This is a genomic window from Pedobacter sp. UBA5917 (genome assembly GCF_002432345.1).
Lineage (GTDB): Bacteria > Bacteroidota > Bacteroidia > Sphingobacteriales > Sphingobacteriaceae > Pedobacter.
This window is the reverse complement of record NZ_DJDT01000254.1, coordinates 1-14045: the sequence shown is the minus strand read 5'-3', so window position 1 is coordinate 14045 and position 14045 is coordinate 1. Positions and strand designations below refer to the sequence as shown.

Below are 14045 nucleotides of genomic sequence, written 5' to 3'. Positions count from 1 at the left end.
CCATTGCTTTGGCCATTAAAGCTATACTTCCATCGGCAATAGCATCTTCCAAACCATTGGCAACAGGCCTGTTAATGCCAATATCAGAAGGGATGGCTTTAAAATCGTGCACATAATTAAGTCCGCGGAGATCGCTCATGGCCGTTTTTTTCATTGCAGCAAAGGCACGTTCGGCATCAAAACCACGGAACCCTTTTAAATAAGCTTCTGCAATAATCTGCTGGCTGCTAATCCCAACCATTGTTCCGGTATCGTAGCCATTTAAATGCCATATCGGCAAATAACCCTGTTCATCATAAATGGCGAGCATGGTATTTACAAAATCGCTGATTTTATCGGGATTGAGAATGGTAAAAAGCGGATGTTCGGCACGATAGGTATCCCAGGTAGAAAAGATCGAATAATTATTGAAAGCAGGTTTTTGATGCACCTTATTATCAGCCCCCTGGTAATCGCCGTTATGATCGTTAAACAGCGAAGGATGCATCATAGCATGATATAATGCCGTATAAAACACCCTTTTATCAGCATTACTTCCGGTTTTGATTTCCACTTTCGACAACTCCTTATTCCATTTATCATCTGCCGATTTAATTACACCGGCCATGTTCCAATCCGGTATCTCTGCAGTAATATTGGTCAAAGCATTTTCGCTGCTTACCGGCGAAATACCCACTTTAAATTGTACAGTGCCAGGCGATTCACCCAAGCTGACCATTCCTTTAATGGCTTTTCCTCGTCCTTTTTTAGCGTTGAGCAGCTTAGATTCTTCGTATACATTAAAAGCATCAATGGCTTTTTCGAAACGGATAGCAAAAAATACCTGCTGTTCTTTGGCCCAACCCGAAGAAAAACGGTAACCTTTTAGGGTGTAAGCATCAACCTGCTCGATATAAGTATCGGTAGCTTTATCGTTAAGGCCTTCCTTTAAGTCGATTATAATCTGCGCCGGTTTACCTGATGGAAATTTGTATCGATGAAAACCTACCCTTTCGGTTGCAGTAAGCGCTACATCAATATTATAATCTTCCAATTTTACGGCGTAATAACCCGGACGTACTTTTTCATTTTTATGCGAATACAAGGAAGAGTAGCCACTTTTATGGTTTTCTTCAGTGCCTTTGTCGGTTTTGATGGCACCTGTAAAAGGCATAATCAGCACATCGCCCAAATCGCCAATTCCAGTGCCGCTTAAACGCAGATGGGAAAAACCGGTTAAAATACTATCGCCGTAATTATAACCCGAGCACCAGTCCCAGCCTTTAAAAATATTCATCGGTCCAAGCTGCACCGCTCCAAAAGGAACATTTGCACCTACAAAAACATGTCCGTGGCTCCCAGAACCGATATAAGGATCTACGTAAGTGGTTTTAGATTGGGCATGAGTGAGTGTTATAGTTAAGGTAAAAAGAAGGGTTAAAAGGTATTTCATATATATTGTTGAATTGCTTTATTGTTGGGATTGTTAGGTGTTATTTAATAGAAGACCCTGAACTAAATTCAGGGTGACGTAACGTGGGGACTTTAGCCGCACTCGATTCTCTTTTATTTAATACACAGGGGATGTTGACCGTAGAAAACATATCCTGGTCGTTCTTTTGGGCGAGTTTAGCCAGTAGCAGTTTCATGATATGCTGTGCTATTTTTTGCATAGGTTGCTGGATGGCGGTAATTGCCGGAGAAATAAATTCGAGCAGTTCAAAATCATCGAACGAAACCAGTGCCAGGTCGTTTCTGAGTTTTCCATTTGGCGATTTTAAAGCACGCAGGCCTTCCATGGTGAGGTAATTGGCGGCAAATATTACTGCATCGATTTGTGGGTTTGCATGCAGAAAACTAGTAATCGCATTTACTACACTACCAGTGCCTTCGTATTTAATTTTAAAAACCAGCTCTTCCCCACCCTGATCTGCAACTGCATCGCGGTAACCTTCCAAGCGATCAGTCATCTGCTGTTCTTCTGTATCGGTGGTAATAAAGGCGCAATTGTGATAACCGTTCTCAAAAAGATGCTGCGTAGCTTTATACGTACTCACAAAATTATCTACCAGCACATAATCGGCTGTGATGCCCGGCAGATAACGGTCGAAAAGCACTACCGGAACATCAGAATCAACCAGTTTTTTTACTTCCTCTTCCATGCCCAGGGCCGTGGCCACAATGTAGCCATCAACACGTCTTTCGGTAAAGGCTTCTACCAGTTCCACAAATTTGTTCTTTTCTTTCCCTGTGCTACTGAATAGGATTTTATAACCGTTCTGTGCAGCTATTTCTTCTAAAAAATGGGCAATACCAGAGAAAAAGGGATCCGAAATATGATCGACCAAAAAACCGATGGTATTTGATTTCCCGGTTCTCAATCCTTTGGCAAATGAATTTGGACGGAAACCAACTTCGGCAACCAGATCGAGAATTTTGGCAGTTACTTCCTTACTGATAAATTTTTCTTTCGACTTGCCATTAATTACAAAGGAAACGGTGGTGGTAGAGAGATTTAGCCTTTGGGCGATGTCTTTAATCGATATTTTTTTTGTCATGGAGATTTAGATCTAAAGCGTTTAGCTAACGAAATAAATGCCGATGAAAATTTAACAGGGTATTTATCTGGTTAGCAATGGCCAAAATATCCCTGTTCGATTAATAAAGCCTTAAAAAATGATTAAAAATGGATTTTGTTGAAGAAATTAATAAGAAAACATCAATAGAATGATCGTTTCAAGGTAGATTTCTCGACTTCGTTGCACTCCGCTCGAAATGACGATCCGGAGGGAGCTGGCTACCATTGATATTTTTTTTTAAAAAATTGGCGTCATCTCGACTGTAGCGGAGAGATCTATATTGCATAAAAGACCCTGAAACAAGTTCAGGGTGACGATCTGTTAAAGTTTTGCTTTGATTCTTTCCCTGTGCCTCAATCCCCACTCTACCAAAGTATCGGCCACGGGAAGTACGCTACAGCCATAACAGGTGATGGAATAGGCTACAGTAATCGGTTTAGAATCGATTACGGCCCTTGAAACCAAAAGATTCAGTTCCAGATCCTGCAGTTCTTTGGATAGCATTTTAGCCGAAATGCCCTCAATTTCCCTTTGTATTTTTTTAAAGGTGTTACGTTGATCCTGCCTTGCATCCAGATAACGCATAATGCGGAGCTTCCATTTTCCGCCTAAAATTTCCAGACTATCGCGAATAGCCGAAAGTTCCTGCTCGCAGGTGGCTTCGCGTACTTCGCCATTGATATTCGTTGTGAACATAGCTTTAATAGTTAACTTGAGGTTACCGGTTACCTTGAATTAACCCATAGCAAAAATAAACTATTACCGCCTAATTTTGAGATGGATTTTAAAAGTAAAAGTCATGTTTAAAAAATTTTTATATTACTGTTCGCGGATAAAAAAGCTTTATACAACGATCGAAAATTATAAAATCATTACAGGTCTCAACAAATAAAACCATAAAAAATGAAAAAATTGGATTATTACGTATTGGATGTTTTTACTGTTCAACGTTATACCGGAAATCAACTTTCCGTAGTTTACACACCAGAAGAACTTAGTCTCGAACAATATCATCAGATTTCGAGAGAATTCGGTTATTCGGAAACTTCTTTTGTGCATTATAGTGATGTAAGCGGAGCTTTGGAAGTAAGATCGTTTACACCCGCAGGTTTCGAGGTAAACGGCGCAGGACATAATTTACTGGGTGCGGTTATCCTTGCGCTACTAAAGGATTGGGATATTTTTAAAACACAGGGGGCTGCCAAATGGGTTGCTATCAATGGTACGCCAATACCTGTAAATATATCTGAAAAAGATGGTCATCCTTTTGTGGCGATGAAACAACGCCCTGCCGAAATCCTCGGCAATGTACCGCATGCAAGAATTGCGGAAGCTATAGGCCTTGATGTGGCATCAGTTGGAGTTAATGGTTGGGAAAGTAAAGTGGTAAAAACAGAAGTGAGCCATTTGATGGTACCAATTAAAGATACGAATACTTTAATACACGCTATTCCGAATAAGGCACTTTTAAAAGCTTTGAGTGAGGAGTACGATTTTGATGGGTTTTATCTTTTTTCTACCGAAGCATCGGCGAAGGGTTATCTTGCCAGTACAAGGTTTTTCAATCCGGGCATCGGCATTGACGAAGATCCCGCTACGGGCACCGCCGCCGGTCCGTTAACAGGTTATCTCGAAAAACTGGAATATGTACAAAAAAACAAAGACCATATTATTTTTCAAGGCGAACAAACGGGTCATCCTTCAGAAATACATGTCCGTGTAGAAGATGATGGCATTATGGTTAGCGGTTCTTCGGTAATTGTAATGGAAGGGAGTATTTATGTGTAGGTTGGTAGATTGTTCCCTTATAAGAAATAAGTTTTAATAAAAAACGTCGTCATCTCATTCCGATTGCTATCCTATCGTATGGACACATCTTTTTAAGGCGCAATGCTAATTTGCTTTGAAAAAAAACAGATTTTACCGAAGAACGCCGTCAATCCCAAGTGCGGGGAAAATCAAAAAAACAGTTGCAAAATAGAACAATTAGCACTACCAAACATGAAACGCAGTGGTTTTGTGCTGTTTTAACTGAACCCGGCTACGTTGCACTTCGCTCGAGATGACGTTATGGGGGGATTGTCTATTAACAACGAGTCTTTAATCTATTACTCAAAATAATAAGTCTTCCCTGCTTCGGTTTTAACATCATACAAAACCGATGCTTTTAAAGCCACAGGATTAAGTTTTGCACTTTCGGCTATAATGGGTTTCTGTTGTTCTTCTACTTCAAATAAGGGGTTCGGATTTTTTCCTTTTGCCAAGGCTGGAGCAGCTCCTTTTACAAACTTTACAGCATTTGGCAGGCGTAACCTACAGTTTCCACCAAGAGTAGAATGAACCGTCAGTTTACTGATTTTTCCATCTTTCCAGCTGAAATCAAAACTGAATCCGCCGCGCGATACCAGTCCGCTTACACTTCCGTTTTTCCAGGCATCAGGCAAAGCAGGGAGCACATAAATAAACCCATCCTGCGATTGGATCAACATTTCGGCCACGCCCGAGATACAGCCAAAGTTACCATCAATCTGGAACGGTGGATGCGCATCAAAAAGATTTGGGTAAGTTCCTCCATCCTGTCCGCTTTCGGCAACCGGTGCCGGACTAAGCTGATCGGTAATCAGTTTATAGGCATGGTTACCATCGAGCAAACGTGCCCAGAAATTCACTTTCCAGCCCATGCTCCAACCGGTTGATTTATCCCCCCTGTTGAGCAGCACAGTTTTAGCGGCATCGAAAAGTTCGGGGTTATGATAGGCCGAAACCTGGTTTGAAGGATACAGACCATAAAGGTGCGAGGCATGGCGGTGTTTATCGCCCGGCCTGTCGAAATCCTGTAACCACTCCTGTAGCTGACCAAAACGCCCGATCTGCATCGGGGGAAGTTTAGTCCTTAATGTTTTTAAACTATCAGCAAAAGAAACATCTGTTTTTAAAGCAGAAGAGGCTTTTATCACGTTGCTGAATACATCAAAAACCAATTGATTATCCATTGTAGTGCCTGCAGCAAGCGCTACACCTTTCTGGTATTCATTTTCGGGCGACATCGATGGAGAAACGATCATCCATTTATGCGTTGGCTCTTCCTGTAATACATCTTTGTAAAACATGGCCAGATCTTTTAACACCGGATACATTTCCTTTAAAAACTTTTTATCTCCGGTATACAGGTAGTGTTGCCAGATATGTTGTGTTAACCATGCACCGCCCATCGGCCACATCCCGTAATAGCCACCATCTACCGGACCGGTAATGCGCCACAAATCGGTATTATGGTGCATATTCCAGCCGCGGGCATGGTACATTTTATCGGCGCTCTCCTTTCCTGTTACCGAAAGGTCTTTGAGCATGCTGAACAAAGGTTGGTGCATTTCGGGAAGATTGGTTACCTCTGCCGGCCAGTAGTTCATTTCGGTGTTGATGTTTACCGTATATTTACTATCCCATGGTGGTGCCACTTTCGAATTCCACTTGCCCTGTAAGGTGGCAGGTTGGTTTCCGGGCTGCGAACTGCAGATCAATAGGTAACGGCCAAACTGGAAGTAAAGCGATACCAAAGCCGGATCATCGCCCGATTTAAACTTCCTGATGCGTTCGTCAGTAGGGAGTTTTGCATCATCAGTAAAACCGAGATCGAGTTTAACACGGTCGAAATATTTTTTGTAAGCCTGGATATGATCGGTTTTTAAGTTCTCATAACTTTTGCCCATTGCTAATGAAAGAAAGTTCGAAGCCTTTTCATTTTCATTAACGTTTAGCGTTTTATAATCCTTAAAATTGGTGGCAATAGATACGTAAATGGTTGCGGCATCGGCATTTTTGATCTTTAAGCTATCTTTTTCTGTGCCTAATGTTCCACCTTCTGTTTTGGTTTTAACAAGGGTGGTGTATTTCACCAGACCTTTTTTTCCCTCCAAATCGCCTGTAATTCCACTTAATTTAAGTGTATTATTTTCGGTTATCACCTTGTGGTTTGGCATCGGACTGTTTATGCCCAGGCTAAAACTGATGCTTTTAGGCTTATTTGCAGTAATTCTGATGATCAGTACCTGATCTTTAAGCGAGGTAAAGGTTTCGCGTTTATAGCTTACGCCATCTTCTACATAAGTTACGGTAGAAATGGCATTGCTGATATCGAGATCGCGGTAGTACTGACTGATAGCCGCCGTATTTTTGGAATGGATAAAAAGACTTCCGGCAAGTTGGTACTGCATTCCGTGGTTATAACCTTCGCCACTGGCCCTTTTAAAGGTATTGTTTGCCAACTGCTGGGCATCATTGTATTTCTGATCGGCAAGTAGTTTACGCATGTCGGTAATGTTGCCATACACATCCGGCAGCACATTATTGCCGGGTCCGCCAGACCATATCGTTTCTTCGTTCAGCTGGATTTCTTCTTTATCGGGATTACCATAAACCATTGCTGCAAGCCTCCCGTTCCCCAAGGGTAAAGCTTCGTTCCAGTTACCGGCCGGTTTATCGTACCAGAGTTTCATGGTGTTGGGTTTTACTTTTTGGGCATTGCTGATCAGGGAACAAAAGAGCAATGTTGCGCTAAGGAGGGTGACTTTTTTCAGTAACATTTATATTCTGGTTAGGGAGATTTTTAATTTATTGGTATTGGCGGCCAAGATAAGATTTATTGTTTTATTCTAAGTTCGTTATTTCGAGCGTAGCCGAGAAATCTGCCTCGAGACAGATCTCTCCACTCCGTTGCACTTCGGTCGAGATGACGAAATGTGGGAAGCAATCTTTTTTGCAGGAAAGATTGCTTCGTCGTACCTCCTCGCAATGACGAAGTTTTTTTACGCCTTTCAGCTTTAGTCTTTGGTCTTTTTACTTTAGTCTTTGGTCTTTTTACTTTAGTCTTAACTCCTCCACCATATTTACAAAAAGCTTTGCGGCAATCGGATCGGTATTTCCTTTGGTAAGTAACATTTCAGAAAGTATCGCGGTTCCTTTATCGGTTATCTTTACAATCGGAAATCCCCTGATCGCATCCAAACTTTTGGTACGCTGTTCTATATTCCCTTCGAGGTAACCATGCACCTTGGTAAATGCTGCGAGGGTTTCAACACCAGGGCTCCGGTTAACGCGGTAGGCGCCCGAACTCACCGTTGGGTTCTGCCTTTCGTTGTTGTTGAAATAGCGCAATTCCATCGGTTCAATTCCCTTAAAAACCGCTGATTCCGGGATTTCCATCGAAACAATTTCGCCCTGCTCTTTTACTATACTTCTAATCTGTTCAGGAAATATAACAGAAGCCAAACTTCCACTGTTTAAAAGCAATAATTTACCACCACTTTTTACAAAATTTCGAGTTGCAGCAGCTGTTGCAGTGGAGGTATTTACCGAATCCAGTCCGCTTAAAATCAGTACATCAGGTTTTTGTTTTATTGCACCCTCAAAATCTGAAGCAGCAATTACTTTCAAAGCTGAATTTGCAGCCAATTGGGCAATTTTACCACTTTTATCAAGCAAAACAACCTTAGAATCGCTAACGCCATCTGCTTTGATGTAATTTTTATCGGCTATGGTGATTTCATAATCGTTTGCTGAGATTACTTTCCCATTTTCGATGAGTTTGATTACCAGTTTAGCGTCGGTTTTCGCTAAAGAGAGGTTTTCGGGAAGGGTAATTTTTGGAGTAATCCATTTACGCCCGTAATAATCAACCGGAGGCATAGTTTCTTTGCCTTCTTTTAATACTTTTCCATTTTTATCTTCGATAATCCATTGAATGGTACTTTGCGAAATGGCATTTCCGTCTTCGCTATCGTTCACTACATAAAAGCGGACAGGTAAAACCGCTCCGGCATAAAAGTGCCTTCCCCATAGCTCTGCAGATACTAAAACGGGCTGCAGTGCTTTTTTCATCTGGTAATAAGTGCGCTCGGGTTTAAGCAGTTTAGCATCTTCAATATTGCTGAACCAGGTTAATGCAGCAAAATGCAGAATACCGGCAGCTTTATCATTGGTACGCCTTACCGCCTCGGCCGATTCGCGGGTGATGAAGGATTGTGCCTCCAGAAAATATTTCGGATCGGCATATTCGTAAGCATAATTACCAACCAATGAGGAAGGATTTTGATGTACATAGGTATAAAAACGTGTCGGGTGTCCGGTTTCAGAAGGATAACCGGTCGAAAACTCCTGACTGATCAATGGTCGGCCAGGATTTTTGAAACGCTGCTGCCATTCGCCGTTAAATTCGGAAAAAATTGAACCATGATACCAATTGAGGTACCAATGCTGGTCATCAATATCGCCATCATCAATGGAGGTATAAAAATCCTTTCCAAATTTTTTCTCCTTGCGGATATAATTAGAATCGAAGCTGATGGGTCTGGTTGGATCGATTTCCCTCATTTTTTTCACTACGTCAGAAATGATCTTCATTTTAAGTTTCGCCCGTTCCATATCCGGATCGTTATCGTAAAATTTCATTTCGTTGTTTACTGTCCAGAATAAAAGCGAAGGATGGTTACGGTACTTTTTGATCAGGTCGAAAAATTCATTCTTCCAGAGGTCGATCAGTTTTGCATCGGGCATACTGCTGTTGATCATCAGCCATGGCCAGCCGCCTTCGTAACTTACGCCTACGCCCTGATGATCAGAAGCGTTCATCCACACCTCACTGTAAGGCGCAGTGTGTGTACGGGTGACCGCAATATTGCCATCGTGCATCAGTTTTGAAAATGCATTGGCCAGTAAAGTATCGTTTGGCGCTAACGACATCGGCGTGTGGTTTCCCCCGCGTAACCAATAAGGTTTATCGTTCAGGTAAAAATAATCGCCTTTGGCAGTAAATGTCCTAAAGCCCGATTCTACTGTTAAACGATCTGTTTCCTGTTTGTTTTTACTGATGATAAAACTAAAATTGTAAAGATTGGGTTTGGCCGGCGACCATAATTTAGGTTTCAAACCACTGATGCTATATTTGAAAACCTTTTCTTCACCAGCATTCAAATTTAGGTCTTTCAAAGCTTCGCCAGAGAATAATTCGTGGGGATCCTTATTGTCTGAGATAGAAGTAGACAGATTGAACACACTGTTTTTAGCCATATTATTTTTTACAGTAACTTCGATTTCTGCGCCGGTTAAATTGGGTTTGATAAATACATCGGTGATCTTTAATGGATCTGAAATCACCAGCGATACAGGTTGCCAGATGCCCGCAGGATCATCATTATAAAAACCATGCGCTAAATCTTTAATCATTTTATTGGTGATGGGCACGGTTACAGCCACATCGGTTATTTTATCGGCATCTTTAATATCCTTTACAAAATCTCTCGAAACTTTAACCACAATCAGGTTACGGCCCGGTTTCAACAAGCCTGTTGCATCAACTTTAAAGGCCCCGAACATGCCGATATGCGGTTCGTTGGCTTTTTTACCATTGATAAAAACCTCTCCTACTTTTGATACGGCATCGAAATCAAGTTCGAGGTTTTTGCCCGCAACTTCGGCCGGAAGCTCGATCCACTGACGGTAATAACCCACATCTGTTTTTTTATAATCGAAGGTATAAGCTTCGCAACGCTCAATTTCTTTCTGGTAATGGTTATCGGCAACGCCTTTGCTTGCGGTATTGTACTTTTCGCCATGCAACCACTCGCGGTTTGGGTTCCAAAACTGCGGAACGGCCATTACATGCCAATTTTCGTCGGTACTTTCGGGTGAAATTGCCTTTTGAAGATCGCTGATTTCGTATCCAGGTGCAAACAACCACTTTCCGGTAAGGGAAAGACCAGTCCTGACTTTCGATAAAGTATTTAATTTTACAGGTTTGTAGGCCGAACGCTCCTGCATTCTCTTTTGAGCTTTATTTACTGATGGAACCGCATATTCCTGCATTTTATCATCTTTAAAAGCATCAGGAGCTAAGGGTTTTATCGATAAATCATCAAATTCATTCGCGAGCCAACTGCCACCAAGAATTACTTTCCCCTTTGGCGAAAATTTGGTGTAAGGATCTTTTACATCAATAAGGGGAAGCGTTTTATTATTCAAAAAAACCTTTATCCTGTTGCCTGCCACCTGAATACGAAAATTATACCACTGACCGGGAATAAGCTTAAAATTGAGGTGGCGGAGCGCCAGATGATCGTCGGTACCCATATAGCCTAATCTGGCCAGGTATAAATCGTTCTGAATACCACCCCTTAAACCAATAATGTATTTATCGTTCCTTGACGAGGCCCTGAAACCGGCCCATATCTGCACCTGTTTCTCGCTTTCTGGCGTACGCGCTTTAAAGCTTATTTCATAATTACTGGCTTCGGCATCTCCAAAGGCAACATCAATAGCTTTTGTTTTTAATACGCCCCCTTCTATTTTAGCCGTTCCGCGTCCGGTAGTTTCGAGCTTTTGTACCTTTTCAAAATTTTCTTTGACGCTTTGCTGTGCAAATAGCGAAGCAAATGGAAAAAGGCAAAATATTATAGTTAACGTTAAGTTTGATTGCTTCATGGTTTGTTTGGTTTGGTGTTTTTTGGAGCCGTAAGTCCGGGCCAATCATCGGTACGGAAAGGACTTGCCGGTAATCCTTCAAGGTTATACAAATTAACATCAGGTGGATTATCGGCCCAGCAGTAGCGCACGGCTACAGGGGTTGGTACATTTGGACTAAAAACCTCAATCGTGTTTTTAATCGTGATGGCTTTAGCCGGATAGAATTTTCCATCGGCCCCAGCAATAATAAAATTGTTTATTGAATCAACCGGTTTTATCTGCCCCGAACGTTTGGTAAAGCTGACAATGGCTTTATTCCCGTCTATTTTTAGTGCGGCGTAACGTGGTCCGCTGGCCTGTATTTTTTCGTGATAGATGAGCTGTTGCGCCATTAACGCTACCCGGTTGCCGATCGGTTTTTTCTCTTTGGGATGCAGATCGCCATTCGCATTGATATCAATCGTGCTTACAAAATCAACGTTCAGCATGATAGCCGCCATGGCCTGTGCTTCGCGTAGCTCGGCAATGGCACTTCCGCTAAGTTGCGGTTGTATTTTATTGTAATTGGGTAACTGCACAATGATAAAAGGCAGTTCTTTTTTGTCGAAATGTTTACGCCAATCGTTAATTAACGCAGGTAATAATCTGCGGTACTGAAAAGCCCTGTTTGCATTAAATTCGCCCTGATACCACAACACACCCTTAACATTGTAATGGGTAAGCGGCGATAACATGGCATTAAAAAGCTTGGTAGGGTTCGATTGCTCGGAAGGTAATTTAGGCTGTTTTAAAAAATCGGGAAATTCTGTTAGTCCCTCTCTACTGATCCAGGCTTCGGCCAATGAAGAACCATAACTGGTATTGATTACACCAATGGGAACTTTATATTTTTCGAACAAAGCCGCCGCATAAAAGTAAGCCACCGCCGAGAACCTGGCCAATGTTGCAGGCGATGCACTTAGCCATCCGGTATGTAAAAGAATATCGTTACGAACCGTATCAGCCGACTGCCTGTTAACCTTAAACTGCCTGATTTCTGGATTAGCTGAAGCCTGTATCTCTTTGATATATAAATTTTTATCAATACCATATTCCATATTCGACTGACCTGAACATAAAAACACATCACCAATTAAAATATCGTGGAGTGTAATGGACTGTTCAGCAGTGCTGATCTTCATTTCATAAGGTCCGCCGGCATTTGATGCTGCAAGTTGCATATTCCATTTCCCATCTGCTGCAGTAACTACTGAATAGTTCTTACCCTTAAATGCAATACTGATCTTTTCACCTGGCGCTGCCCAACCCCAAACGGGGATTTTAGCCCCGCGTTGAAGCACCGCATGATCGCCGATCAATGCCGGTAATTTTAATACAGCATTCGCGTTTAAGCATAGCAATGCCAGGAATATTGAAAATAGTGCTCTCATTTCGCTATTTCGGTAGTGGAATATTATTTTGAAACGGGATTTCTTTCTTCAGCATTTTAGAAGCAAAACCGGCCAGGTAGAGGTAATAATCGTTCGGTATGCCTTCTTCAAATTTCACAAAACTGTTCTCACCAACAGGTGGATTTTTGGAAGCCTTGAAAATGGCAGTTCCTTCATCTACCTCATCAAACATGGCTACATAAATCATTTCTACACCGTTGTTAATTGCACCCGAAAGCTGTTTCCAGAAAAGCTGGCCCCTGTTTCGTGGGATCTGATCAAATGGCGAATTCGGTTTCATGTTATGCCAGCTAAAACCCGGGTAAATTACCGGAACAAAATCAAGCCGATTGGCTTTGCACCAGGCTATATCGGCTTTGATCCGTTCCATCATTGTGGGTATGTTTTCTTCTTTAAAACGCCCAACAAACCAGGGCTGGATAATATCTGCTTTTTTGCATACTTCGAGCAATTGGGGATCGGCAATGGCATCGCCTTTAAGCTCGCGCCACTGGGTGGGCACACCAAGCAATAATGAACAACCACCATAAACAGGATCGTGCTGAAGAAAATCCATAATTTTGGTGATGGTTTTTAGCGTATAACGTCTTTTATCGTTAAAGCCTATTCCCCAAAGCGCCACGAGTGGTTTTTGGTTATGGTATAAATAACTTTGTTTATTGCCACGGGTGGTGAGCTTTAAACTATCAACCAGGTGTTTAAAATCATTGATCACCAGGTCTTCGTCGCCCTCTTGCATACCCGAAAAATCGTACATCAGCGATATGGCCCGTTTGTGTTTCCCGGCTGCATCGAGCGCCGAACGGAGTACTTTATTGTTGTGCGCCAAACTCTTCGCATTTTTAAGGTTCGAAACAAAACGCTGTACAAATACCCCATCAATACCGTACTGCTCCATCCATTTAAAATGCAGCTGAACGGTCGATTCATCGTATGAACTAAAAAGATATGCCGCACTTCCGTCTTCATGCTGAAAAGCGGTTTTATAGGTCTTCTTATATTCAGAAACATCGGGCCATACATCAATTTTGATGCTGCCAGGGGCGAAACCTTTTGCACCGGCATAATGGTTCCAGCCGCGGCCGCCACCATCGCCCATGGCATTGAACCAGCCCTGATAACCGGCCATTACCAAACCCTTATAACTTTTAAATGCACTGGTGGCACTATGTTTAAGCTGTGCACCTGCCGTACAGGCAAAGCATAACATCATTAATAATATCGTATTCCTTTTCATTATTTGCTTGGGTTTATGGTTCCATTTCCCCAATTCTTGTTTGGTTTCGGCCCCATTTCTAGTTCTAATGTAGCACCGGCAACCAATTGCTCATGCGTAAACCATGGTGTATTTAGCGCTTTACCATTCAGTTTGGCGCTTTGTATGTATTTGTTCACCACCGAGCTGTTATTGGCAATTACACGGAAGGTTTTTCCGTTTGGCAAAGCAATGTTCACTTTTTCAAAAACCGGACTTCCAATGGTATAAGTTGGAATGCCCGGCGTAAGCGGATAAAAGCCCATCGAAGAAAATACCGCAAAAGCCGTCATCCCGCCACCATCTTCATCGCCCGGAATGCCG

Annotated in this window: 9 protein-coding genes; 1 reads left to right on the top strand and 8 read right to left on the bottom strand. The window is 42.2% G+C overall.

The annotated features are described in order from the left end of the window. The 3 genes from B2V92_RS17070 to B2V92_RS17060 all read right to left on the bottom strand — a co-directional run. Nucleotides 1–1432 (bottom strand): GH92 family glycosyl hydrolase (locus B2V92_RS17070; protein WP_293310360.1); only part of this gene is annotated, 1432 nt, incomplete at its 3' end. A gap of 40 nt (nucleotides 1433–1472) precedes the next feature. Next, nucleotides 1473–2537, bottom strand: coding sequence for a LacI family DNA-binding transcriptional regulator (locus B2V92_RS17065; RefSeq protein WP_293310358.1), 1065 nt, complete (start codon nucleotides 2535–2537; stop codon nucleotides 1473–1475). 342 nt (nucleotides 2538–2879) lie between these two features. Next, nucleotides 2880–3254, bottom strand: coding sequence for a winged helix-turn-helix transcriptional regulator (locus tag B2V92_RS17060; protein WP_293310356.1), 375 nt, complete (start codon nucleotides 3252–3254; stop codon nucleotides 2880–2882). A 207-nt stretch (nucleotides 3255–3461) separates the two neighbouring features. Here B2V92_RS17060 and B2V92_RS17055 point away from each other — a divergent pair, with 207 nt between their 5' ends. Continuing rightward, entirely contained in the window at nucleotides 3462–4346 is an 885-nt protein-coding gene (locus tag B2V92_RS17055; protein ID WP_293310354.1) for a PhzF family phenazine biosynthesis protein, read from the top strand. Nucleotides 4347–4666: 320 nt separating this feature from the next. Here the strand turns inward: B2V92_RS17055 and B2V92_RS17050 are convergent, their stop codons facing one another. The 5 genes from B2V92_RS17050 to B2V92_RS17030 form a co-directional block, all read right to left on the bottom strand. Next, nucleotides 4667–7141 (bottom strand): glycoside hydrolase family 95 protein, encoded by a 2475-nt coding sequence (locus tag B2V92_RS17050; protein WP_293310352.1) that lies wholly within the window; start codon nucleotides 7139–7141, stop codon nucleotides 4667–4669. 274 nt (nucleotides 7142–7415) lie between these two features. Beyond that, a complete protein-coding gene (locus tag B2V92_RS17045) occupies nucleotides 7416–11033 on the bottom strand; it encodes a glycoside hydrolase family 2 TIM barrel-domain containing protein (RefSeq protein WP_293310350.1) in 3618 nt (1205 codons plus the stop codon). After that, on the bottom strand, nucleotides 11030–12445 hold the full coding sequence (locus tag B2V92_RS17040) for a sialate O-acetylesterase (protein WP_293310348.1): 1416 nt from the start codon (nucleotides 12443–12445) through the stop codon (nucleotides 11030–11032). Before B2V92_RS17040 ends, B2V92_RS17045 begins: the two co-directional genes overlap by 4 nt. 4 nt (nucleotides 12446–12449) lie before the next feature. Further along, nucleotides 12450–13703 (bottom strand): glycoside hydrolase family 71/99-like protein, encoded by a 1254-nt coding sequence (locus B2V92_RS17035; protein ID WP_293310346.1) that lies wholly within the window; start codon nucleotides 13701–13703, stop codon nucleotides 12450–12452. Further along, nucleotides 13703–14045: glycoside hydrolase domain-containing protein (locus B2V92_RS17030; protein WP_293310344.1), on the bottom strand; the 343-nt coding region annotated here is incomplete at its 5' end. The genes B2V92_RS17030 and B2V92_RS17035, both read right to left, overlap by 1 nt.